The sequence below is a fragment of the Streptomyces gilvosporeus genome (genome assembly GCF_002082195.1).
Lineage (GTDB): Bacteria > Actinomycetota > Actinomycetes > Streptomycetales > Streptomycetaceae > Streptomyces > Streptomyces gilvosporeus.
In genome coordinates, this window is record NZ_CP020569.1 from 1,918,280 (window position 1) to 1,941,787 (window position 23,508).

The 23,508-nt window shown below is 71.5% G+C and carries 22 protein-coding genes; 14 read left to right on the forward strand and 8 right to left on the reverse strand.

Annotation, left to right across the window (positions count from 1 at the left end):
• Positions 1–766: 766 nt before the first annotated feature.
• Positions 767–1,963, reverse strand: a complete 1,197-nt coding sequence (locus B1H19_RS08415) for an FAD-dependent monooxygenase (RefSeq protein ID WP_083103995.1) — start codon at positions 1,961–1,963, stop codon at positions 767–769.
• 357 nt (positions 1,964–2,320) lie between these two features.
• Here B1H19_RS08415 and B1H19_RS08420 point away from each other — a divergent pair, with 357 nt between their 5' ends.
• The 7 genes from B1H19_RS08420 to B1H19_RS08450 all read left to right on the forward strand — a co-directional run bounded on the left by B1H19_RS08420 (position 2,321) and on the right by B1H19_RS08450 (position 10,475).
• The gene (locus B1H19_RS08420) at positions 2,321–3,142 is read left to right on the forward strand and encodes a 2-amino-3,7-dideoxy-D-threo-hept-6-ulosonate synthase (RefSeq protein WP_083103996.1); all 822 of its coding nucleotides are present in this window, start codon (positions 2,321–2,323) and stop codon (positions 3,140–3,142) included.
• Entirely contained in the window at positions 3,139–4,257 is a 1,119-nt protein-coding gene (locus tag B1H19_RS08425; protein WP_083103997.1) for a 3-dehydroquinate synthase II family protein, read from the forward strand. Before B1H19_RS08420 ends, B1H19_RS08425 begins: the two co-directional genes overlap by 4 nt.
• A gap of 99 nt (positions 4,258–4,356) precedes the next feature.
• Positions 4,357–5,835 (forward strand): amidase, encoded by a 1,479-nt coding sequence (locus B1H19_RS08430; RefSeq protein WP_083103998.1) that lies wholly within the window; start codon positions 4,357–4,359, stop codon positions 5,833–5,835.
• Between the two features lie 6 nt (positions 5,836–5,841).
• Positions 5,842–7,146, forward strand: coding sequence for a class I adenylate-forming enzyme family protein (locus tag B1H19_RS08435; RefSeq protein ID WP_083103999.1), 1,305 nt, complete (start codon positions 5,842–5,844; stop codon positions 7,144–7,146).
• A gap of 157 nt (positions 7,147–7,303) precedes the next feature.
• A complete protein-coding gene (locus B1H19_RS08440) occupies positions 7,304–7,828 on the forward strand; it encodes a cupin domain-containing protein (RefSeq protein ID WP_203237124.1) in 525 nt (174 codons plus the stop codon).
• A gap of 142 nt (positions 7,829–7,970) precedes the next feature.
• The gene (locus tag B1H19_RS08445) at positions 7,971–9,494 is read left to right on the forward strand and encodes an MDR family MFS transporter (protein WP_083104000.1); all 1,524 of its coding nucleotides are present in this window, start codon (positions 7,971–7,973) and stop codon (positions 9,492–9,494) included.
• A gap of 207 nt (positions 9,495–9,701) precedes the next feature.
• On the forward strand, positions 9,702–10,475 hold the full coding sequence (locus tag B1H19_RS08450; RefSeq protein ID WP_083104001.1) for an SDR family oxidoreductase: 774 nt from the start codon (positions 9,702–9,704) through the stop codon (positions 10,473–10,475).
• 120 nt (positions 10,476–10,595) lie between these two features.
• On the opposite strand, the gene B1H19_RS08455 is transcribed toward B1H19_RS08450, so the two are convergent.
• The 3 genes from B1H19_RS08455 to B1H19_RS08465 all read right to left on the reverse strand — a co-directional run bounded on the left by B1H19_RS08455 (position 10,596) and on the right by B1H19_RS08465 (position 13,868).
• The gene (locus tag B1H19_RS08455; RefSeq protein ID WP_083104002.1) at positions 10,596–12,221 is read right to left on the reverse strand and encodes an FAD-binding oxidoreductase; all 1,626 of its coding nucleotides are present in this window, start codon (positions 12,219–12,221) and stop codon (positions 10,596–10,598) included.
• Positions 12,222–12,703: 482 nt separating this feature from the next.
• Entirely contained in the window at positions 12,704–13,384 is a 681-nt protein-coding gene (locus tag B1H19_RS08460) for a DNA-3-methyladenine glycosylase I (RefSeq protein WP_418361434.1), read from the reverse strand.
• 4 nt (positions 13,385–13,388) lie between these two features.
• Entirely contained in the window at positions 13,389–13,868 is a 480-nt protein-coding gene (locus B1H19_RS08465) for an Ada metal-binding domain-containing protein (RefSeq protein WP_261340959.1), read from the reverse strand.
• Between the two features lie 257 nt (positions 13,869–14,125).
• Here B1H19_RS08465 and B1H19_RS08470 point away from each other — a divergent pair, with 257 nt between their 5' ends.
• Positions 14,126–14,692: a hypothetical protein gene (locus tag B1H19_RS08470; RefSeq protein WP_083104003.1), complete on the forward strand. Its 567-nt coding sequence runs from the start codon at positions 14,126–14,128 to the stop codon at positions 14,690–14,692.
• A gap of 39 nt (positions 14,693–14,731) precedes the next feature.
• Here B1H19_RS08470 and B1H19_RS08475 read toward each other — a convergent pair whose 3' ends face one another.
• From B1H19_RS08475 to B1H19_RS08485, 3 genes are all read right to left on the reverse strand, one after another.
• The gene (locus B1H19_RS08475) at positions 14,732–15,244 is read right to left on the reverse strand and encodes an NUDIX hydrolase (RefSeq protein WP_083104004.1); all 513 of its coding nucleotides are present in this window, start codon (positions 15,242–15,244) and stop codon (positions 14,732–14,734) included.
• A gap of 71 nt (positions 15,245–15,315) precedes the next feature.
• A complete protein-coding gene (locus tag B1H19_RS08480) occupies positions 15,316–15,933 on the reverse strand; it encodes a hypothetical protein (RefSeq protein WP_083104005.1) in 618 nt (205 codons plus the stop codon).
• Between the two features lie 93 nt (positions 15,934–16,026).
• Positions 16,027–16,830 (reverse strand): glutamate racemase, encoded by an 804-nt coding sequence (locus tag B1H19_RS08485; RefSeq protein WP_237289218.1) that lies wholly within the window; start codon positions 16,828–16,830, stop codon positions 16,027–16,029.
• A gap of 197 nt (positions 16,831–17,027) precedes the next feature.
• Here B1H19_RS08485 and B1H19_RS08490 point away from each other — a divergent pair, with 197 nt between their 5' ends.
• Positions 17,028–18,176 (forward strand): glycosyltransferase, encoded by a 1,149-nt coding sequence (locus B1H19_RS08490; protein WP_083104006.1) that lies wholly within the window; start codon positions 17,028–17,030, stop codon positions 18,174–18,176.
• Positions 18,177–18,209: 33 nt separating this feature from the next.
• On the opposite strand, the gene B1H19_RS08495 is transcribed toward B1H19_RS08490, so the two are convergent.
• The gene (locus tag B1H19_RS08495; protein ID WP_083104007.1) at positions 18,210–19,547 is read right to left on the reverse strand and encodes a TerD family protein; all 1,338 of its coding nucleotides are present in this window, start codon (positions 19,545–19,547) and stop codon (positions 18,210–18,212) included.
• Between the two features lie 276 nt (positions 19,548–19,823).
• Between B1H19_RS08495 and B1H19_RS08500 the strand changes: the two genes are divergently transcribed.
• From B1H19_RS08500 to B1H19_RS08520, 5 genes are all read left to right on the forward strand, one after another.
• Positions 19,824–20,309 (forward strand): DUF6643 family protein, encoded by a 486-nt coding sequence (locus B1H19_RS08500; RefSeq protein WP_083104008.1) that lies wholly within the window; start codon positions 19,824–19,826, stop codon positions 20,307–20,309.
• A 129-nt stretch (positions 20,310–20,438) separates the two neighbouring features.
• Positions 20,439–21,263: an MOSC domain-containing protein gene (locus B1H19_RS08505; protein WP_083104009.1), complete on the forward strand. Its 825-nt coding sequence runs from the start codon at positions 20,439–20,441 to the stop codon at positions 21,261–21,263.
• Between the two features lie 135 nt (positions 21,264–21,398).
• Positions 21,399–22,214 (forward strand): MEDS domain-containing protein, encoded by an 816-nt coding sequence (locus tag B1H19_RS08510; protein ID WP_237289220.1) that lies wholly within the window; start codon positions 21,399–21,401, stop codon positions 22,212–22,214.
• Positions 22,211–22,681: an ATP-binding protein gene (locus B1H19_RS08515; RefSeq protein WP_083104011.1), complete on the forward strand. Its 471-nt coding sequence runs from the start codon at positions 22,211–22,213 to the stop codon at positions 22,679–22,681. Before B1H19_RS08510 ends, B1H19_RS08515 begins: the two co-directional genes overlap by 4 nt.
• 120 nt (positions 22,682–22,801) lie before the next feature.
• Entirely contained in the window at positions 22,802–23,404 is a 603-nt protein-coding gene (locus B1H19_RS08520; protein ID WP_083104012.1) for an Rv1733c family protein, read from the forward strand.
• Positions 23,405–23,508: the final 104 nt, after the last annotated feature.

Here is a 23,508-nt window from a genome sequence, read left to right on the forward strand (position 1 = left end):
GGTACGTGCTTCATTCCAGGTGGGGTGAACAAACCGTCAGAGGGCCGCGAGAAAACGGACAGTCGCCTTCCGGTATTCGTACGCGCAGATATACGCAGACAAAACCCGGTCGTTCCGGCCCGGCCCGTCGTGAAACCCCCCGTGATGTCGAACGGTCCGGTGGGGCGGCAGAGAAACAAACTTTTCGGTCAGTTTGTTCTCCGATCGCCCGAAGGTGCCCCCGCACGCTTTCCGGACCAACCCCAGCGAACCCCACCCGCCGAAGACCCGGCAACTAAAAGATAGGTCAATGAAAGCTAAAGCACACCCCATGAAAAGCGATCTCCAGTGGCCGATCGGACTGGCATACGCCCAGGTAGACGCGTTACCGTCCACAGAACGGGCGGATAACTGCCCGGATCGGAGAAATGATCGAGTCATACGGTTTGACTCGAATGCCGTTCCTGAAGCGGGGCCTCCGCAACCTTTCGGGGCGCTGCGGTGTTCCAAGGGCGTAGGGCGGAGGATTGACCACGGCGGCCTGGGGAGCCGCATACGGGACCCAGCCTCGGAAAACACCCCGGAATTCGCCTTCCGGACGACTCCCGCAGCCGCCCGGGGAGCGGCTCGATTCCGGCCACATTCCGTGGGCAACAGGGGCGGAAATCCTCCGGACGGACCGCAGAAAACCGGCCCCCGGAGGCCGGAGCCTTCCAGGGGCCGGAGTGCGCTCGGGAGCACGTACGGGAGTGCGTACGCACACGGTGCACGGGGAACGCGCCGCAGATCAGGTGGGCTGATGACCCGTCAGAGCGGCTTCGACGTCGTAGCCGTGCAGCCAGTCCTGTCGCTCCGGGGTGGGCGTGCCCATCGCCGCGTCCCGCTCGCGCTGCGCCTCGCCGTCCGGCAGATGGAGCGCGGCGCTGTTGCCCCGGGACCGCTCCTGCACCAGCGTGGTCCGGGGCCTGCGCAGCGACTCATATCGCTGGAGCGCCGCGGGCAGCTCCCCGGCGCCGGCCTCCCGCAGACACACCGCCAGGGCCACGGCGTCCTCGATGGCCTGGTTGGCGCCCTGGCCCATGAACGGCAGCATCGGATGCGCCGAGTCGCCCAGCAACGTGATACGGCCGGTGCTCCACCGCGCTATCGGGTCACGGTCGTGCAGCGCCCACAGACTGACCTGGTCCGCCGCCCCGATGATCGAGGTGACCTCCGTGCACCACCCTTCGTACGCCGCGGCCACATCCGCCACCCGGCCCCGGCGCGACCACGATTCGCTCCCGGAGCCGCTGGTGGGCACCGTCGCCACGAAGTTGACCAGCCGTCCGCCCGACACCGGATAGCACACGACATGCCGTCCCGGTCCCAGCCACAGCTGCACCCGGGGCTCCGCCACCACCTCGGGTATGCGCCGGCCGTCGACCAGGCCGCGATAGACGGACTGTCCGGAGAAGCGTGGCCGGTCGTCCACCAGGGCCTGACGCAGGACGGAGTGGATGCCGTCGGCACCCACAACCGCATGCGCCTCGGCGTGCGAACCGTCCGCGAACCGCAACACCACCCCGTCCGGGCCCTCCTCGGCCGCCGTGCAACGGGCATCGAGCCGCACCATGCCCGTCGGCAGCGCCTCGACCAGCGCCCGGTGCAGATCGGCACGGTGCATCGTGTAGTACGGGGCGCCGTACCGCTCCTCGCCGTGCTTGCCCAGCAGCCCGCGGCTGATCACCGATCCGTCCGCCCAGCGGCGGAACTCCATGGCCTCGGGCAGCACTGCCGCCGACCGCAGGGCGGGCTCCAGGCCGAGCCGGTGCAGAAGCCTGGTGGCGCTCGGCGAGAGCTGGAGGCCCGCTCCCACCTCCCCCAGACGGGGCGCCTGTTCGTACACCCGGCACTCCAGCCCGGCCCGGTGCAACGCGAGGGCGAGCGTCAGCCCCGCCAGCCCTCCTCCGACCACGGCGATACGCGGCGGCGTGTCGTTCCTCATCGGCCCCTCCTCTGCCGGCACGGTGGCCCTTCGGACCCCTTTACCGGAAGAACACCAAGGGGTCCAACTCGGTTGCACCGACTGGAAAATTCACCTCCACCGGGCCGCGAAGTACCGCTGTAGCCGCCAAGTTCTCCCCCATTCGGCGCCGCAGCCCCAAGGATGTTGCTCCGGGCGCCGCGAGCCCTTAAGAATCTGTGTCCGGCGGGAACGTACCCGGGCTGAAGCCACAACGCTCCAAAAGTCTTTCACCCGCCCGGTCGGCCCGTTTCCCAGGAGTTCATCGTTCTCCGGGCCTTTATCAATCCGTGGTTCCGACCGACGGTTCCCGTATCACCCGTGCTTACGGAGGATGCTGTGCCCCTACTACCTCTGAGCGGAAAATCGCTGCGCCTCACCCGGCTTTCCAGGCCCGGCGACGGAAAATTTCTCATCGTGCCCATGGATCATTCCGTGGCCGACGGACCGATAGCCGACGCCACCGGATTCAGCCGCCTCATCGGCGATGTGGTGGCCGCCGGCGCCGACGCCGTCGTCGTCCACAAGGGGCGCGCCCGCACCATCGAGCCGGGCCTGCTCAACGGCGCCGCCCTGATAGTCCACCTCAGCGCCAGCACTCCGCACGCCCCCGACGGCGACGCCAAGGTCCTGGTCGGCAGCGTGGAGGAGGCGGTGCGCGCCGGGGCTGACGCCGTCAGCGTGCACATCAACATCGGCTCGGACACCGAGAAACGCCAGCTCGCCGATCTCGGCACGATCGCGGCGGGCTGCGAGCGATGGGGTATGCCGCTGCTGGCGATGATGTACGCACGGGGGCCGCGCATCCAGGACCCCCGCGACCCCGCGCTCCTTGCCCATGTGGTGAGCATCGCCGTCGACCTCGGCGCGGACCTCGTCAAGACCGTCGCGGCGGGCTCCGCGGAGGACATGGCGGGCATCGTCGCCAAGACCCCGGTCCCGGTCGTCGTGGCCGGCGGCGCGGGCGACGGCCGCAGCCTCACCGATTTCGCGCATTTCGCGATGGACGCCGGCTGCCGCGGACTCGCCGTCGGCCGCCGGGTCTTCCACAGCCCCGACCCGGGGGCGGCGGTCCGCGCCCTGTCCGCCGCCGTCCATGCACCACGACCGCAAACCGCCCCGAATTCAACCTCCCTACCCGAACTGGCAGGTGCGATGTGAAGTTTGCCTGGATTGACCTTCGTTCCGTTTCCGCCGATCAGCGCGAGGCGCTGGTCGAGGCGGCCGTGCACGCCCGGATCGACGGCATCGTCGACGACGGACCGGACATCCTGGCCACCCTCCCCCCGACCGTGCGCAAGGTACTGGTCGCCAAGGGACCCGGCGACGGGGCCGCCGCGGGCTGGGACGGCTACGACGTGCTGCTCACCGACGTCACCGGCCACAACGGACTCGCCACGCTGCAGGGCCGCGTCCTGGAGGGCCAGGACTCCGTCGCCGCCCATGTGCCGGTGCACGACGACGCCTCGCTGACCCTCGCGTGCGAGGCCGCACGGGCCCTGCCCTACACCGCGGTCACCTTCAAAGACCCCACCAAGATCCCGCTGGAAATCGTGATCGCCGCCGCCGACAAGGCCCCCGGCCAGCTGATCTGCCGGGCCGACTCCCTGGAGGAGGCGAAGATCATCCTCGATGTCCTGGAGAAGGGCTCGGAGGGCATCCTCCTGGCGCCCACGTCCGTCGCCGAGGTGCTGGAGCTGGCCGAACTGCTCCGGACCGACACCCCGCCGCTCCAGCTGACCGAGCTGACCGTGGAGTCCATCGAGCACAGCGGACTCGGCGACCGGGTCTGCGTGGACACGTGCAGCTATCTGCACAAGGACGAGGGCATCCTGGTCGGTTCGTACTCCCACGGGTTCATCCTGTGCTCCAGTGAGACCCACCCGCTGCCCTATATGCCGACCCGGCCGTTCCGGGTCAACGCCGGTGCCCTCCAGTCGTATGTGCTCGGCACCGACAACCGCACCAACTACCTGAGCGAACTGGGCGCCGGCGACGCCGTCCTGGCCGTCAGCACCACCGGACGCACCCGCCGCGTCGTGGTCGGCCGCGTCAAGCTCGAATCACGCCCGCTGCTGACCATCAAGACCCGCGCCGAGGACGGCACCCTGGTCAGCCTCGCCGTCCAGGACGACTGGCACGTCCGGGTCCTGGGCCCCGGGGACGCGGTCCGCAACGTCACCGAGCTCAAGAAGGGCGAGAAGCTGCTGGGCTACCTCGCGACCGACCAGCGCCATGTCGGCTGGCCGGTGGGCGAGTTCTGCGTCGAGAAGTAGGCCAGCGTGCCGGCCCGGGCGCTCCGTACGGACCCTCTCCCAGGGGGCCGTACCGGGGCGCCCGGGCCGGGTGCGCGTCAAGTAGAGGGAAGTCGCACCATGGATGAACTCGCCTATCAGCCGGCCACCCGCCTGGCCGGAATGATCCGCCGCCGGGAGCTGTCCCCGGTCGAGCTGGTCGAGTCCTGCCTCGACCGCATCGAGCGCCGTAACCCCGCGGTCAACGCCTTCGTCACCGTCTGCGCCGACGAGGCCCTCCAGGCCGCCCGGCGAGCGGAGCGCGAGGTGCTGACCGGCAATCCGCTGCCGCCGCTGCACGGGCTGCCCGTGGGGATCAAGGACCTCGACCCGGTGGCGGGAATCCGCACCACCCAGGCATCGTACGCCTTCGAGAACACGGTGCCCGAGGCCAACGGCATCAGCGCCGAACGCCTCCAGCAGGCCGGCGCCATCGTCATCGGCAAAACGAACACCCCGGAGTTCGGCCACAAGGCCATCACCGACAACTTCCTCTTCGGACCGACCAGTACACCCTTCGATCTGACCGCCAACGCGGGCGGCTCCTCCGGGGGCGCCGCCGCGGCCGTCGCCGAGGGCCTGGTGCCCCTCGCCCAGGGCTCCGACGCCGGCGGCTCGCTGCGCGTCCCGGGGTCGCTGTGCGGGGTGTTCGCCCTGATGGGCACCTTCGGCCGGGTCCCCACCGTGGTGCGGCCCAATGCGTTCGGCCTGCTCAACCCCATGGTCTGCTACGGCCCGGTGACCCGTACCGTCGAGGACGGGGTGCTGATGTTCGAGGTGATGGCCGGCCCGCACCCCCGTGACCCGTACTCGCTCCCGGCGGCACCCGAGCGCCTGACGGAGGCCCTGCGCCGCCCGCTGACCGGACTGCGCATCGCCTACTCCCCCGACCTGGGCGGCTTCCCCGTCGAGGCCGATGTGGCCGCGGTCGTCCGGGAATCGCTCGGCGCGCTGATCGACGACGGCGCCGAGGTCGTCGAGATCGACATCAAACTGCCGCGCCCGCACCAGGAGTTCACGGCGCTCTGGCGGCGGATGCAGGCCGTCCGCCAGGTGGAGTTCCTCACCCGTATGCGACGCGCCGGCGTGGACGTCCTCGCCCACCGCGACCGCATCGCGCCCACCTATCTGGAGCTCCTGGAGATGGGCGCGCGCCCCTCGGCCGTCGACTACCGCCTGGAGGACGTACTGCGCAGCGAACTCCTCGACTCCCTGGAGGACGTCTTCGACGACCACGACCTCATCGTGAGCCCGGTGACCTCGGTGGCGCGGATCCCCAACGCCGCCGACCGCACCACCGTCGGCCCCTCCGAAGTCGCAGGACAGAGCGTCAATCCGCTGGTCGGATGGTGCCTGACGGGGCTGTACAACTTCATCGGCAGCCCCGCCGCCACGGTGCCCGCGGGCTTCACCCCGGCCGGGCTGCCGGTCGGCCTCCAGGTCGCCGCACGGCGCTTCGACGAGCCCCAGGTCGTCGCGGCCTGCGCCGCGATGGAGCGCCGCCGCCCGTGGCACGAGGGCTATGAGCGCCTGGAACTGCGGCGCGAGCGGGAAGGCTGAGCCACCGTGTCCCTCCACTCCCGCCGGCACGCCGACTGGTGGGGCGCCGGGCTGCTGGAGAGCCGGCCGGCCGGCGCCCCCTGGGCGATCGCCCGCAGCACGGTCACCTACGGCCAACTGCGCGCCCAGGTCTCCTCGTTGGGCCATACCCTGCGGTCCTACGGCATCGGGGCGGGCCACACCGTCGCTCTCCAGGGTGCCCGCAGTTTCACCCAGATGTGGGCGCTGTTCGCGCTGTGGTCGTGCGGCGCCCAGGTCATGCTGATGGGTCCGGGTCTGCGCGGCCGTGAGCTGGGCACCCTCCTGGACCGCTGCCGGCCGCAGTACCACCTCTCCTTCGACGCGCCCGGGTGGGCGGCCGGCACGTTTCACGACGAGTGCGAGGTCCTCGTCCGCCGTCTGAAGGGCGGCCGCCCGGCCGAAACACCGCACTGCCTGGTGCAGTTCACCTCCGGCAGCACCGGAGTCGCCAAGGCCATCGGCCGTACGCCCGAGTCCGTCACCACGGAACTCGGGCGCTTCCGCGCGATCGGCGGCATGCCCAGGCCCGGTGAGAAGGCGCTGCTGCTGGCGCCGCCGGAGCACTCCTTCGGGCTCATCGGCGGGCTGCTGCACGCCATGAACACCGGCGCGGTGCCGGTGTTCGCCCGGGACACCGGTCCCCGGGCGGTGCTCGATGCCTGCCGGGTCCATGACGTCGAGGCGGTTCTGGGGGCGCCGGGGCATTTCGCGGGCCTGGCGTCCTGGCCGGGCGACACTCCCGACTCCCCGGACGCTCCCGCCCCGTTGGACGCCGCGGCCTCGTCGGCGGCGTCCGCGCTGGGCGGCATACCGCCGCTGCCCCGGCTGCGGATGGCGATCTCCGCCGGCGATGTGCTGGTCCGGCAGGTCTCCACCCGCTTCGCCGAACGCTTCGGGGTGCGCATCGGCCAGGCCTACGGGACGACCGAGACCGGCATCATCGCCGTCGACACGGCCGGGGTGTACGGGCCGGGCACGGTCGGGGTGCCGGCGCCCGGCGTCCGGGTCCGTCTGGTCTCGGGGGAGCTACAGGTACGCCTGCCCGACTCGCCGTATCTGGCGCCGGAGGAGCCGCCGGCGCGTTTCCTCGCGGACGGCGGGCGCGATCCGGGCGGCTGGCTGTGCACCCGGGATCTGGTCGAGGTCGATCGGTCGGGGGCGCTGCGGCTGCTCGGCCGGCTCGATCCGCCGGCGGACCGGCAGGTGCTGACCGCCGGCGCCGCCCAGCGTCAGGTCTCCGACCGCACCGTCGTGCGGCGCCTCGACCGCGATGGTTTCCTCGCCCATTGACCAGGTATTTCGGCGCCTACGCCACACATCCCGGGCCGTTCTTCGGCCCGGGATGCAACCGTTCGCGACCCGGCGGTGTTTCCCCTTTGCATGCCACTGAACCGAAGACTCCGCGACAGAGCCACTCCCTTCCGTACCGACCCGAGCTGGAGGCCCCGTGACCGAGGCAACGCTGCACAAAGGAAAGGACGCATCCCCCGAGCGCCCCCGACGGGTCCTGCACGTTCCCGCCGGGGAGGGCCAGACCGTCTGGGTCGACGGCGACACCTACACCATCAAGGCGAGCCATGAGAACACGGGCGGCCGCCTGGCCTTCATGGAGGCGTCCGTGCCCCCCGGTTGCGGCCCGGCCGCGCATATCCACCACGGCGAGGACGAGGCGTACTACCTGCTCTCCGGCGAGCTCGAAGTCCTCGACTCGGGCCGGACGTTCACCGCTCACCAGGGCGACTTCGTCTTCATCCCCCGCGGGGTGACCCACCGATTCAAGAACACCGGTCTGCACGTGGCCAAGATGGTCTTCATGTTCACCCCCGCCGGGTTCGACAAGTTCTTCCTCGAAGCCGGCGATCCCGCCCAGCCCGGTGTGCAGCCCCTGCCCTGGCCCGCGGAGCACTTCCCGCAGATCGCGGAGATAGGCGCCCGTTACGGCTGGGAGTTGGGCGAAGAACCCGCCGGCTGACCCGCCCGCCGCTGTAGCGGCAGTCTTGCGGCCCAAACCCGCCCATGGACCCCACACCCCGCCGGCCGCGTACGCACGCGAGGAGCGCGCGGCACGGATCGCACCGGCAGCACGGAAGATACGGAAGATACGGAAGGAAACGATGGAAGAGACCGCGGCGGCAGCCCCGCTGGAAGCCGATAACGCCCCGCGCACGGCGGCGCCCGCCGAGGGAGGCGAGCAGGAGGAAAAGGGCCTGCTGCCCATCGGCTCGACGCTGTCCTTAGGCGCCGTCATCGCCCTGCTCAGCACCACCATCGTGTCGGTGGGCATGGGCCGTCTCGCCGAGGTGTTCTCGGTGCCCCTGTCCACGGTGCAGTGGGTGAGCACCGCCTACCTCCTGGCGATCGCGGTCGCCATCCCGATCGCCGGCTGGGCGATGGACCGGTTCGGGGAGAAGACCCTCTGGCAGGCATCCCTGGTCGTCTATCTCGTCGGCTGTGTCCTGGCCGCCGTCGCCACCAGCGTCGGCACGCTGATCGGTGCCCGCGTCGTCCAGGGCATCGGCGGCGCCATGTTCGAGCCGATCATGCTGACGATGCTGGCCCGCGCGGCCGGTCCCAAGCGCGCCACCACCGTGCTGAGCATGGTGCAGATCCCCATCACCCTCGCCCCGGTCTTCGGCCCGATGGTCGGCGGAGTGCTGATGGACAACCTGGACTGGCGCTCGCTCTTCTGGTTCAACATCCCGCTCGGGCTGTTGTGCGCGGTGCTGGCCCAGCGCATCCTGCCCACCGACCCGCCCCGCGAGGAGCGCGGCGTCTCCCGGCTCGATGTGCGCGGTCTGGTCCTGCTGCCCGCCGCCCTGGCCGGACTGCTCCTCGGTTTCTCCCAACTGGCCACCGGCGGCGGTATCGGCGCCCCGGTCGTGCAGATCTCGTTCGGCGTCGGCGCGGTCCTGCTGATCGCCTATCTGGTGCACGCGCTGAAGATGCGGGGCGTCCCCCTCATCGATGTGCGGCTGTTCGCCACCGGCCGGTTCACCGCCTCGGCCCTGGGCTCGTTCCTGTTCGGCGCCTCGGTCTACGGCATGATGTTCCTGCTCCCGCTGTTCTTCCAGCAGGCCGGCGGGTTCGACGCCTGGACGTCGGGCCTGTTGCTCGCCCCGCAGGGCGTCGGCACGGTCCTGATCCTGCCCGCCGTGGGACGCCTCGTCGCCCGCTTCGGCCCCCGGGCCGTGGTCCTGGCCGGTATGGCCCTCGCGGCGGTCAGCACCGTCGCCTACACCCAGCTCGATCCCGCCAAGGACACCGCGCTGCTCGTCATCGCGCTCCTGGTACGCGGCGTGGGCCTGGGCACCACGCTCGCCCCGGCGCTGTCCACGGGCTTCGCCAGCATCGCCCCGGAGAACACCGGCCGGGCCAGCAGCGCCCTGATCGCCTCCATCCAGCTGGGCGGCTCGGTCGGTACGGCACTGCTCGCCGTCGTCGTCCAGCAGCAGCTCACCGACCGTCTGGGCCCGAGCGGTGCGTCCGCATCGGCCGCCAAGACGCCACGACTGGCCGGGCCGCTGACCGAGGCGTTCGGCAGCGCCTTCTGGTGGACGCTGGGGATCTGCGTGGCCGGCGCCATCGTCGCCCTCTTCCTGCCCAGCGCCGAGCGCGGCGGCACCCCCGCCGAAGCCTGACCGCACAGACCGGGCCGGGCGCGGCGCCGTCACCCCCTGCGGCACCACGCCCGCCACCCCGGCCCCCGCACAGACCGCACTGCCGCGGCGAGCGCACCACCGCGCCCACCGCACCACCCGATAAGCCGCACCACAGCGGAAACAGCACCACCGAGTAACAGCACCGCCTGAGATACGGCATCACCCGAGAAACAGCACCACCAAGAAATGCGAAACACCCGTGAGAGGACGCACAACGTGACGAACACGCTCAACGGCAAGGTCGCCCTGGTCACCGGGGCATCCCGTGGCATCGGGGCGGCGATTGCGCAGCGCCTGGCGGCCGACGGGGCCTCCGTGGCACTGACCTACTCCCACTCCAAGGACCGCGCCGAGGAAGTCGTCGCCGGCATCCGCTCCGCGGGCGGCCGCGCCCATGCCATCCAGGCCGACAGCGCCAAGGACGAGGACATCGCCGCGGCCGTCGACGAAACGGTACGGACCTTCGGCGGCCTGGACATCCTGGTCAACAACGCCGGCGGCGGCACCTTCGGCCCCGTGCAGGAGCTTCCCCTGGACGCCATCGACACCATGATCAATGTGAACATCCGCGGTGTGGTCGTCGGGATCCGCGAGGCGCTGCGGCATCTGCCCGACGGGGGCCGCATCATCACGATCGGCAGCATCAACGCCGACCGCGTTCCCTTCCCCGGCGGTTCCGTCTACGGCATGACCAAGTCGGCGGTGGCCGGACTGACCCGCGGCCTGTCCCGGGAGCTGGGCCCGCGCGGCATCACCGTCAATAACGTCCAGCCCGGCCCGACCGACACGGAGGCCAACCCGGCGGACGGTCCGATGTCCAGCAGCATGCTCAGCTGGATGGCGCTGGACCGGTTCGGCAGGTCCGAGGAAATAGCGGCGATGGTCTCGTATCTCGCCGGTCCCGAGGCCGGGTTCGTCACCGGTGCGAGCCTGGACATCGACGGCGGCTTCGGCGCCTGATCCGGCACGCGGTCCGGGCCCTGCCCGCCCGCAGCCGTACCGCCCGGGGCAGCCTGCTCCGGGCGGTACGGGGCACCTCGGCGCACTGCGGCGCAGAGGGATACGACGGCGGGGCGCCGGCTACGGCAGGCGCACCGACTGGCCGTGGTGGAAGTGGTTGCCCGGGTCCCACTTCGCCTTGACCTGCTGCATCCGGGGGTAGTTGGCCCCGAAATACAGGGTGTACCACGGCACTCCGGAGGTGTTGTGCGCCGGATCGTTGAGATCGATGTCGGCGTAGTTGATGTAGCAGCCGTCCGTGGTCTCGTCCGGGACCGGTACGCCGCCCGTCTTCCGGTACACATCCTCGTAGAAGGAGCGCAGCCAGGAGATATTGGCGTCGTCGTCGGCCGGGTTGTTCCAGTACGTCTGGTAGAGCAGCTTGAAACGTGAATCACGGTGCACGCTCGCGGTGTCGCCCGGCTTCACGCTGTTCACCGCGCAGCCGAACGAGCTGAACTGCACCATGGCATGCGGGTTGCCGAGATCCGTATGAGCGAGGTGCTCATACATGGCCGCAATCTGTTCGTCGGTCACATTCCGCTTGTTGTAGGCGGACTTGTAATCCGCCCGCAGTGTCGGGTCGACCAGGAAGGTGGTGGTGGTGCCGAAGTACCGAGTGGCCTGCATCCACGGCAGCCGCTGCGGTTTGTGGTACTGCGGCATCGGCTTGTGCTCGCCCATGGAGTTGGTGAGGGGCCCGTGCTCGATATCGACGCCGTCGGTCACGGCGGCGATATAGGCCTCCAGCAGTTTCTCCGCGCCCGGCGTCGTCGCGTCCATTTGGGAGACCAGGGCTATCTGGCCATTCGCCTTGTGGTTGAGCAGCAGCGAACTCATCAGCCCGCCGTAGGCGCTACCGGGTTCGGCGTTCTCGTCCGCCGTGTGCCAGGCGGAGTAGTTCCGGGCGAGCCGGATGAATGTCTCCTTCGTCATCTCCTCCCAGGACCAGGCGACGGCGCTGACCAGCACCTCGCTCGGCGGCTTGATGAGCGCCTGCTCCGGCTGGCGGCCGGTGGCGTGCGGGGAGCGGAACCAGTAGCGGGTGACCACGCCGAAGTTTCCGCCGCCGGTCCCGGTGTGGGCCCACCACAGATCGCGGTTGGGGTCGGATTCCTCGCGGGTGGCGATCACGGTACGGGCGGTGCCGTGGGCGTCGACCACGACCACCTCGACCGCATAGAGATGGTCGACGATCAGGCCGTCCCGGCGGGCGAGCATGCCCCAACCACCGCCGCTGACATGGCCGCCCACCCCGACCGAATAACACATTCCGCCGGGGACGGTGACGCCCCACACCTTGTACAGCCGCTCATAGACGTCGAGCAGCGTCGCGCCGGCCTCGACCGCGAATGCGGAGAAGTGATCGTCCCAGGAGACCGTTTTCATCTCCGACATATCGAGCACGATTTTGGTGTCGGCGTTGAAGACGAAGTCCTCATAGCAGTGCCCACCACTGCGGACCGTCAGCTTTTTGCCGTCCCGGACCGCTTCTTGTACCACGGCCTGCACCTGCTGAGGGGAGTCGACCATCCGTACGGATTCCGGCCGGCCGATCCAGCGCTGGTTCATTCCGCGCACCAGATCGCCGTACCGCGGATCGACCGCGCTGATCGATGTCGCGGAGAATTCCGCGGCAGGCGCGGGCTCGGGCCTCGGCCCCCTGGAACCCCCACCCCGCGCCTGGTCCTCGTATGCGTTCGTCATTACTCTCGTCGAGCCCTTCCTGAGTGAATTGCCCCGGACCTACTCGATTCCCGTACCGCGGGAATCCCTGTGCCGTCCCACACCCACCGCAGCGGACGAGGGCGCCGCCACCAGGGCCGAAGGTGCGATCGCCGCGATCACATGCCGTATCCATGCCGTATCGCTGACAGAGAAAGCGCACGGAGCGCCAAGAAACAGATCTCCCCCCGGATCCCGGACTCCCCCACCACTCGCCGGGGCTCAATGCCCGGCCCCAAAAGGGGAGTCACCGCGATAATGGAGTGCGATCCACAGGATTTCAAGCCAATCGTGGAGATCCCTGCACAGTATTTGCCATTCCGACAAGACGTCGTGACGGAACCGGTGCGCACCACCGCACGGTGGCCAGGGATGACATCGAAGTGCGGCCTTCCGGGCCCGGCGCGGCCTCGGCGCCACCCGCACGGCATCGGATCAACGCGCCCTGAGTCAGGACGACATGACTAGACGTCATGCTCTCCCGAAGTACCGCGCCGGTGGCATCCCACCAGATGCGTGTCGACCATGCCGATGGCCTCCATCAGGGCATAGCCCGTGGTGGGGCCGACGAACCGGAAGCCGTAGGAGCGCAGTTCGGTGGCCAGGGCCTTGGACTCGGCGGTCCGGGTGGGCACTTCGGAGACCGTACGGGGCACGGGGGTGCGGCGGGGTTTGTGCGACCAGATAAGCCGGTCGAGTCCCCCGTGGTGACGCAGCTCCAGCACGGCCCGGGCATTGCCGCGCGCCGCTTCGATCTTCGCGCGGTTGCGGACGATGCCGGCGTCGCCCATGAGGCGCGCGACATCGTCGTCCGTATACGCCGCGACGACCGCCGGATCGAAGGCGTCGAACGCCGTCCGGAAGGCCGGCCGCTTGGCCAGAATCGTCAGCCAGCTCAGCCCGGACTGAAACGCCTCAAGGGTGATCCGCTCGAACAGCGCTTGTTCGCCGCGGACCGGAAGCCCCCATTCGGTGTCGTGGTACTGCTGGTTGAGCGGATGCGAAACGGCCCACACACAGCGCCCGAGCCCGTCCTCCCCGACGACGGCCTCCCCCTCCGGGACCTTCCGTTCGGCGGCCTCGCCCTCGACGGCCTTCCCCTCCGCCGGCCGGGCGTCCGGCTCGCTGCCGATTGTCGTGCTCACGCGCTCACTCTCTCCTCCAAGGCGGCCCGCCGGAGCCACCCCTCACCACGCCACCGTCCCCTCGGGCCTTCCACCGCGCGTACTGCCGGGGCATACACACCGCACAAGGCCGGTACCCCGCCGCGACGGCGGTCTCTTCATCGGCGAAGAAGACCCGGTGCCGTACGTAATGGCCGCGGGCGAGGGCCCGCAGCGCCGAGGGGCAGTCCAGCCGCCCGTACAGCTTCCGCCGCCGGTATCCCCCCAAGGAGCCGGGCGTGGTACTCGCATAGGGCCTGCCGTCGCGCCCCGTCAGGGTGTACTTCGCGTCGGCCATGCGCCGAGTCTGCCCGCCCGTCGGCCAGAGGTCCGGCGGTATTCGGACATCGCGTTGAAGGTCCTGGGCGCCGGCGCGTCCGAAGCCGCCGGCCGCGCCGGTGACGAGGGCGGTGCGGCCGGTGAGATCGAGGGATATCGGTCCTGAGAGGGTGCCGATCGTCGTCATGGCGGCCCCCCGGGCGGGGCGGTGCCCGACAGGTACCCGTCACCCGATCGGCCGCCCCGGATCGCCGCGCCCCTCGCCGGACTCCTACGGTCAATCGACGCGGCGTGTCGTGTACGGCCCAGCGCCGCGGACCAGGGTGACCATGCGCGTCGGGCCGGCGTTTCCGGCCCGGCACGGCCGACCGGTGCGGCCGGCCGGACGCGGGGAAGCCCGGCCGGGACGTCCGATCAAGGGAGTCCGAACGAAGGAGTCCGACCATGCGAAGGCTCATCGCCGTGCCGACCGTGCTGCTCGCCCTCGCCGCCGCGGGATGCGGGAGCGGCAACGACAGCGGGGAGCGGCCGACCGGTGGGGCCGGCGGCAGCCGCGGTGAGGGCCCGAGCCCCGGGGCGAGCCCCCCGCCCTCCGGCCCGTCCGCCCCTGTGCCGGGGCAGCCGATGAGCTGTGGCACGATCCACGACGCGCTGGGCGTGGCCCGCGACGTCGCCCTGTTCGCGGACCCGGGTGCCGACGGCATGGTGGGCTGCGCCGAGGCGCAGGACGTGATGTCGGAGTTCTTTCTGCGGGCCCGCCGGCACCACGGCGAGGACCCGGGATCGGTGTCCGTACGGGGCTGGGTGTGCCAGTACGAGAGCGGGCCGACCGGCACCTGGATCAGCACCTGCGGCAAGAACGAGCTGGAGATGCACACGGAGGATCCGTCGGACGAGGACAGCGGACCCGACTCCTCCACCGGTCCGGACGATCCGGGCGAGTCGCAGCTGCCCAGCATTCCCGACGAGCCGAGCGATCCGATGGACCAGCCCTCGAACGAGGAGCTCTGAGGGCACGAGCGCCGGCGAGACGGAACCCGCCGTGGAGCGCTACGCGCCCGCCAGTCCGGGTGCCTCCGGCTCCGGCTGCTCCCCCATCCCGTGGAACCACGTCGGCCCCGGCTCCAGCGCCCGCTTGATACGGGTCAGCGCGTAGTCGTCCAGCTCCGGCAGGGCGTCCAGGGCGAACCAGCCCACCGCCAGCGACTCGTCGTCGTTGACCTTCGCCTCACCACCGATCGCACGGCAGCGCAGCGTGACGTCCATGAACTGGCACATATCACCGTTCGGGTACCGGATCGGCACTTCGCTCTCCACCAGGACGACACGCTCGGGCACGACCCGTACCGCCGTCTCCTCGTAGACCTCGCGCACCGCGGTCTCGGCCGGCTGCTCGCCGGGCTCGGGGATGCCGCCGATCACCGACCAGCCGCCGGTGTCCGCCCGCTTGCCCAGGAGCACCCGGTCCGCGTCGTCGAAGACGACGGCGGTCACGCCGGGCAGCCACAGGAGCCGATGGCCGATGGAGGTGCGGATGTCGCGGATGAAGTCCGGGGTTGGCATGTCTCGACACTACGGGACAGCGGCCGCCCGACGCCGCTGCGCACGCCCCCGGACGCCGGGAAACCGCCTGGTCAGGCGCCGGCCGGGGAACCTTTGCGCAGGCCCAGCCGACGGCGGATGCAGCGCACGGCCGCCTCGGCGTCGTCGACCGTGACGGTGAAGGTGCGCCCGTCGCCGAGCTGGAGGACCAGGCCCTCGCCGCGGCGGACGACGACGGCGGTGCCCTGTTCGGGGCGCCATCGGTAGCCCCAGCCGCCCCAGTGGCGGGGTGTGACCCGGGGCGCGAAATCGGCGCCGACCACCAGGTCGAGCGGGATCCGGCGGCGCGGCACTCCTATATGGCCGCACCGCACTTCCAGATAGTCCTCGTCGACCCGTACGGCGACATGGACGAAGGCCAGCGTGCCGAACAGCACCAGCAGACCGGCCGCGACGCAGCCGACCACGGACATCACCAACGGCGTCAGCGAGGAGGCCCAGGAGCTGTCGACGGCCAGCTCGATGCCCAGCGCCAGACAGCCGGCGCCCACGCCGGCCAGCAGCCACTGGACGCGGTTGGTGGCGCTGCCGTGCCAGACCTCGGGAATCTCCGCATGGGCACCGCTCGGAGGGCGCGCGCCGCTGCCGGCGCCCTGGCTCGGGGCGTCGTCGTGGGGGGCTGCTGCCCCCTCGTGGGGGTGGTCCCTCATGGGACGCAGCGTACGCGTCTTCGCACGCTACGGCAGTGCGCCGACGGCGGTATTCCTGCGCAGGACGGCGGTGGGGCTACGTCATGGCCGACGTCAGCCGCGTACGCCCACCACGGCACCGTCGGCGCTCTGCGCGAGCAGGCGGCCCTCGGCGTAGGACAGCGCCGTGGCGGGGAGGGCGCCCGGGCGGCCGCTGAGGATCATCTGCACCCCGCCGGTCGGGGCGGCGGCGGGTGCGGGTTCGGCACCGATCCGGCGCAGCGCCTGGGCGGCGACGGCGTCGGCGGAGCCGTACAGGGCGAGCGCGGGGGCGCCGGGCTGCTGGAGGGCGGCGCGGATGCGTTCGGCGACCAGCTCGTAGTGGGTGCAGCCCAGGACGACCGTGCGGATGTCGCGGGGGGTGTGGCGGGCGGCCGCGGCGATGGCGGCGTCGATCGCGGCCTCGTCCGCCGCCTCGACGGCGTCGGCAAGGCCCGGGCAGGGCACTCCGGTGACGACGGCATCGCGGGCGAAGCGGTCGATGAGATCGCGCTGGTAGGGACTGCCGGTGGTGGCGGGGGTGGCCCAGATGGCGATCGGGCCGCCGGCCGCGGCGGCGGGCTTGATGGCGGGGACCGTGCCGATGACGGGGATGGCGGGCTCCAGCTCGGCGCGCAGGGCCGGCAGGGCGTGCACCGTGGCGGTGTTGCAGGCGACGATCAGGGCCTCGGGGGCGTGGGCGGCGGCGGCGCGGGCGGCCTCGAGCGCATGCGCGGTGACATCGCCGGGAGTCCGCGGGCCCCAGGGCAGGCCGTCGGGGTCGGTGGAGAGAACGAGGTCGGCGTCCGGCCGGAGTCGACGCACAGCGGCGGCCGCGGGGAGCAGCCCGGTCCCGGAGTCCATGAGCGCGATCTTCACCCGGACACTTTATCGGTTCGTCCGTCCTACTTGTCATACCAGCTCGGGAGATCCGGGCCACGGGACACGGGCACAGGGCGGGAACGGGACGCGGGCGCGGGACGGGGGACGGGGTCGGGACACGTGCACGGCATACGCCCCGTGCGCGGCTCCGGGACGGCGGCGGCCCGGTGCGGCACACTGCGGCCGTGGGAGCGATGGAGTGGATCGGCGCCGGGTCGCTGCTGGCCTGGACGTGGCTGTTGCTGTGCCAGGGCTTCTTCTGGCGGACGGACGTACGGCTGCCGGAACGACGGGATCCGGAACGCTGGCCCCCGGTGGCGGTGGTGGTCCCGGCCCGGGACGAGGCCGCGGTGCTGCCGCAGAGCCTGCCGTCGCTGCTGGCCCAGAAGTACCCGGGGCGCGCCGAGGTGTTCCTGGTCGACGACGGCAGTACGGACGGCACCGGCGCACGGGCCCGGGAGCTGGCGGCCGAGCGGGGCGGGCTGCCGCTGACCGTGTCCGCGCCCGGTGAGCCCGAGCCCGGCTGGACGGGCAAACTGTGGGCCCTGCGGCACGGGATCGCACGGGCGCGGGAGCGGATGGCCCCGGAGTATCTGCTGCTCACCGATGCCGATATCGCGCACGCACCGGACAGTCTGCGGGAGTTGGTGGCGGCGGCCCGCTCGGCGGACCTCGACATGGTGTCGCAGATGGCGCGGCTGCGGACGGTGACGGCCTGGGAGCGGCTGATCGTGCCGGCCTTCGTGTACTTCTTCGGGCAGCTGTACCCGTTCCACCGGGTCAACCGCCCCGGGGCGCGGACGGCAGCGGCGGCGGGCGGGTGTGTGTTGCTGCGGGACGCGGCCGCGGAACGGGCGGGCCTCCCGGAGGCGATCCGGCATGCGGTGATCGACGATGTGGCGCTGGCGCGGGCGGTGAAACGCTCGGGTGGCCGGATCTGGCTGGGGCTGGCGGACCGGGTCGACAGCGTGCGGCCGTATCCCCGCCTGGCCGAGCTGTGGCGGATGGTCTCGCGCAGCGCGTACGCCCAGCTGCGGCACCGGCCGCTGCTGCTGTTCGGCACGGTGGCGGGCCTGGCGCTGGTCTATCTGGCGCCGCCCGTCACGCTGGCCGCCGGCCTGGCCCGGGGCAGCGTTCTGGCCGCGGCCTTCGGCGGCATGGCCTGGGCGGTGATGTGCGGGACGTATCTGCCGATGCTGCGGTACTACGGGCAGCCGCTGTGGACGGCGCCCCTGCTGCCGTTCACGGCGCTGCTCTATGTGCTGATGACGGTGGACTCGGCGGTGCAGCACTACCGGGGGCGCGGGGCGGCGTGGAAGGGGCGGACGTACGGGGCGCCGTAGGTGCTGCCGTGGCCTCCGTCGCCTCCCGGCCGGTCACTTCCTGGCCGGCGACCAGTCCAGCCCCCATCCGTAGGCGTAATCGACGGTGCGCTGCGGGCTGATGCCCGGTTCGGGGACGAGATAGCGGGCCTCGCGCTGGACGACGAGTTCGCTGCCGGTGTTGATGATCAGGGCCAGTGCGCAGACGTTGGCGGGCACCCGGCACTCGTCCAGCGAGAAGTCGACCGGGGCACCGTGCTGCGGCTGGAGGGTGACCGTGGCGTTCAGGCCCTCGAAGCTGCGGGCGCCGGCGTAGACGGTGACGAAGATCAGGATGCGCTTGAAGCGGGCCTGGTGGTCGAGGTTGATGGTCATGTTCTCGCCGGACGCGACGGCGCCGGTGCGGTCGTCGCCGTCGAGCTGGATGTACGGCGGGGCGTGCAGGGCGCCGAAGCTGCCGCCGATGGGGTGCACGACGCCCGCCGAGCCGTCGGTGAGCTGGTACAGCGCGCACAGGTCGAGGTCGATGTCGCCGGACTGCGGCAGCAGCGCGCCGCGGGCGCCCATGGCCTCCAGGGCCTTGCGGCCGAGTTTCTTGGTGAGCCGTTTGCCGGCGCCGCCGCCGGACCAGTTGAGGTTCACCCGCATCGCCCCCGAGGTGCCGCCCTGTTTCGTCAACGAAACGGCCGGAGCATCCTTCGTGAGGGTGACGTTTGTCCGATGAACGGGAGCGGGCGCAGGGGGCGGCGCGGGCGCCCCCGGTGGCGGCGGAATTGACGCGGCGGGTTGACCGGACGGAACCGGGGGCGCCACCGGCGGGGCCGGGACAGGGGCGGGAGCCGCGGCAGGCCGGTGCGCAGGCTGCGGCTCCTCGTCCACGCTGATGCCGAAGTCCGTGGCCAGGCCCGCGAGCCCGGTGGCGTACCCCTGCCCCACCGCGCGGAACTTCCAGGCGCCCTGGCGGCGGTAGAACTCGCCGAGCACAAAGGCGGTCTCGGTGGTGGCGTCCTGGCTGTCGAAGCGGGCCAGCTCGGCGCCGCTCGCCGCGTCCAGCACCCGGATGTGCAGCCCGGGGACGCGGCCGAAGGGCCCGCCGTCGGCGGAGGCGACGAGCACCACCGTGTCGACGGCGCCCTCGACGGCGGCGAGGTCGATGCCGAGGCCGTCCGTCATCCTGCCGCCGGACGGCCGTTTGCCCTCGTGGAGCACGGCACCCGAGGCGTGTGCGGGCTGGTTGTAGAAGACGAAGTCCGCGTCGGTGCGGACCTTTCCGGACGTCAGCAGCAGGGCGGAGGCGTCCACGTCCGGGGTGCCCGCCGGTGACTGCCAGCCCACCTCCACCCGGACCGCCGGGACCGGGACCGGAACATTGCTGCCCTTGAGCATCGACATCGCCGCGCCTTCCTCTCGTCCACTCGTCCCCGCGCCCCGGATATCCCGTACGTCGCGACACCCTCCAACCTACTGGGCCCCGCCCACTCCGAACGTCCCCTGCTCACGGGCCAGAAGCACCGGGAAAAGACGCGGTCTTTACACGATCCCTACGGTCGATCGCGACCGATTTCCGCAAGTTCGCTCGCATTGTGGAACGAGGGCCGCTCGGAACACGTAAAACAACCCTCTTTCCAGGCTCCCCAATCGGCACATCGTGGGCTTAACTTATGAGGCATGACCTCCCCCCGCTCTACCTACGGCGGCGGCTACTACGCCTCGTCCTCCTTCCCGGACACCCCGATCTACGACAGCCTCGTCGCCGAACGCGGCACGCCGCAGATCGCACCGATCCAGGTGAACCCTTCGCCTTACGACACGGGTTCGTCCTACTTGCCGGCGCTCTCCTCGCGGCTGCCGGCACTTCCGGCCGCGCCCTCCGCCCCTTCCCCGGCGATGGGCTATCCGGGTGCCGGCGCGCAACCGGTCGCCCCGCTCCAGCATGCGCCGGCTCCCTACATCCCCCAGCAGGCGGGCACCCGCGGCGGCTATCAGGCCCCGCATCCGCAGCAGCCCCAGCGGCCGTCCCCCGGTATGGGCGGCGGAACGGGCTACGAGGCGATGCGCCCGGCGGCCCCGGTCGCGCCCCGGCCTGCGGCGCCGCGGCCGGCCGCTCCGTACGACGACCCGTACGGCGGCCGGCAGTATCCGCGCGGGTACTGAGCGGGTACCGGGCGGGGCCGGGCGGACGGCAGGCGACGGCGGGCGGTGAAACGCCCGCCGAACATCTGCCGAACGGCCGCCGACCTGGCCCTTCGTCCGGATGTCAGAGGTGACTGGCAGGATGGATCCATGGCGAAATCGGCGCTTCGAGCGATCCATCTCTACCCGGTCAAATCCATTGCGGGGTCCGGTCCCGGCGAGGCGGTCGTGGAGCCCTGGGGGCTCGCCGGGGACCGACGCTGGATGGTGGTGGACGCCGGGCGCAAGCTGCTGACCCAACGGCCACTGCCGAAAATGGCGTTGGCCCATGCCGAGATACTCGCGGGCGGCGCGCTGCGGCTGAGCGCGCCCGGGATGACGCCCCTGACGGTCGAGGTGCCCGCACCCGGGGAGACGGTCGCGGTCGAACATTTCCAGGACAAGATCGATGCGGTGCCGGCCGGTCCGGCGGCGGCCGCATGGTTCTGCGAATTTCTGGGCATAGAGGCCGAATTGGTGCATCTCGACGCCCCGGAGATACGCCGCCCCATCGACCCGAAGTACTCCGAGCCCGGGGACACCGTGACCTTCGCCGACGGCTTTCCCCTGCTGCTGACGACCACCTCCTCGCTGGACGCCCTCAACTCCCTCATAGCGCAGGGCGACCACGCCGACGAGGGCCCGCTGCCCATGAACCGTTTCCGGCCCAATGTGGTGGTGGACGGCACCGCGCCCTGGGCGGAGGACGACTGGCGGCGGGTGCGCATCGGCGAGGTGGTCTTCCAGGTGGCCAAACCCAGCGCACGCTGCGTGGTCACCACCACCGACCAGCACACCGCCGAGCGCGGAAAGGAGCCGCTGCGCACGCTCGCCCGGCATCGCCGCTTCGGTGACCGGCTGGTCTTCGGCCAGAATCTGATTCCCCGTGGGGCCGGGACGATCCGCATCGGCGACCCGTTCGAGATACTCGAATGAGGGCCCGGCGCGGGCGCGCGACGGGCGGGGAGGCCACGGGGGGAGACCGAGAGCTGCGTGTCGATGCCTGCGAGGGACACCGGAAGAGGACATCTCCTCCCTGTCCAGCGTCTGCGGCCCGGGGACCACGCCTTTGTGAGCTACGGGGATGACGAGGTCCGCTGGGATGTCGTCACGGCCTTCGTACGGCTCGGACTCGCCCGCGGCGAGAAGGTGATCGTCCTGCCCTGCCCGGCCGTGTCCGAGGAGGAAGTGCTGGCCCGGCTCGACTTTCCCAACCGCAGCACCGCGTCGGCGCGTGAGCGCGGCCAGTTGGCGCTCAGCAGCATGCGGTCGGTGATCCGGCCGGACAGGGAGTTCACCGCCGCCCGGCAGCTGGCCGGGCTGCGCGCGGAGACGGACCGGGCGCGGGCCGAGGGCTACGCGGGCCTGCGGGCCTTCATCGACATGGGCTGGGTCGCCGCACTCGGCGCGGACCCCGCGGTGGTCATACAGCGCGAGACCGGGGCGCAGTCGCTGTTCGCCGGGCGGCCGTACACCGAGATCTGTGCCTACGACCGCCGCCGGTTCGACCGCGCGCTGCTCGCCGCCATGGAGAAGGCGCATCCGCATGCTCTCCTGGAGCGGCTGGGCAGCCTGCGTGCGGTGCGCGGCGCCGACGACGCAGTGTGCTTCATCGGCGAGGCGGACACGGCCAACCGGGCCGCGTTCACGAGGTCGCTGGAGCTCGCGCTGGCCCGTACGGCACCGGCCCGGCGGCTGGCCGTCGATCTGACCGGGCTGCACTTCCTGTCGGTCGGCTGCGCCACCCGCCTGCTCGCCCTGGTCCACGGCGCGGCAGGGCACGAGCGGGTCGAGGTGCGCTGCGGCCAGGGACACGGCCGGCTGCTGCGACGGCTCGGCGCGGGCGGGGTGCCGGGGCTGACGGTGAAAGAGGTGATACGTCCGTGAGGAGACCGGATGCGGCCGGCCCCGCGCGGGCGCCGGCCGAGGAGCGCGGCGCCCGGCGGCTGCTCCAGCGCCGCTTCACCGCCCGGCTGCTGCCGCAGCTGCGGCTCCTGGTCGAGGAGTGCGCGGCCCGCGAGGGACTGCGCGAGCCGCGCCGCGGCGAATTCGTCCTGGCCGTGGACGAGATAGCCGGGAACGCCGTGGAACACGCGGGCGGTTGGGGACGGCTGGTGCTGCTGCGGGTGGGCGACGAGCTGGAGTGCCGGATCAGCGACGCCGGGCCCGGGTTCAGCGAAGCGGTGATACCCGAGCTGCTGCCGGGCCTCGACGGCGCCCCGAACGGACGCGGGCTGTGGCTGGCGCGCCTGGTGGCCGACCGTTTCGCGGTGACGGACGCGCCCGCCGCGGCGGGAGCGGAGGACAGGGAGCGGACGGGCGCCCTGGTGACGGTGGCCGTACGGCTGCCCTGACCGGCCGTACACCGGCGCTCACGGCATCTGGCGTGAGGTATCTCCCTCTTCGCCGAACTCTGGCATGGACAGGGGGTAATGAGGTATTCACGGACACGACGAGGGGGAGGGCGAGCGGCGATGCGTGCGATCACAGGCCTCTGGCGATGGCGGCGCAATCCGCTGCGCCGCCCCACCGATCTGCTCGAGTCCTGGCTGGCGCTGGCCGCCGCGCTACTGATCGCCGTCGGCGCCACGACCGCGGGCCGCCTCACCGGGCAGGCCGCCGACGAGGCGCTCCAGGCTGCCGTGCGCACACAGCACCAGCAGCGGCATCTGGTGTGGGCCACGGTCGACCGGCTGGCCTCCCGGGCCCCGCTCGACCCCGACCCGGAGACCTCCTCGCAGCGCGATGCCCACCGCCGGGTCATCGCCCGGTGGACGGCCCTGGACCACAGCGAGCACCTCGGGCAGATCTCCACCCTGCGGCCCGTGGACCCGGGCGACCGCCTGCGGATCTGGACCGACGGCCACGGCCGGGTGGTGCCGCGGCCGATGGACGCGAGCACCGCGCGGACGCATGCGGTGCTGGCCGGGCTGGCCGGCGCGGCGGCCGTCGGCGGGCTGGTCGAGGGCGGGCGCCGGCTGATCCTCCGGCAGCTGATGGTGCGTCGTTTCCGCCGCTGGGACCGGGCATGGGAACGCGCGGGCCAGGACTGGGGACGGGCCGATGCGGGCGGCTGATCTGCGCGCCTGCCGGGGGTCTTCCGTGAGGTGGCTGACCATGTCAACTACCGCTCGCCAGGCGCGCTACGGTGGTGCAGCCAGCCTCTCGGCTGGGGCCTCGC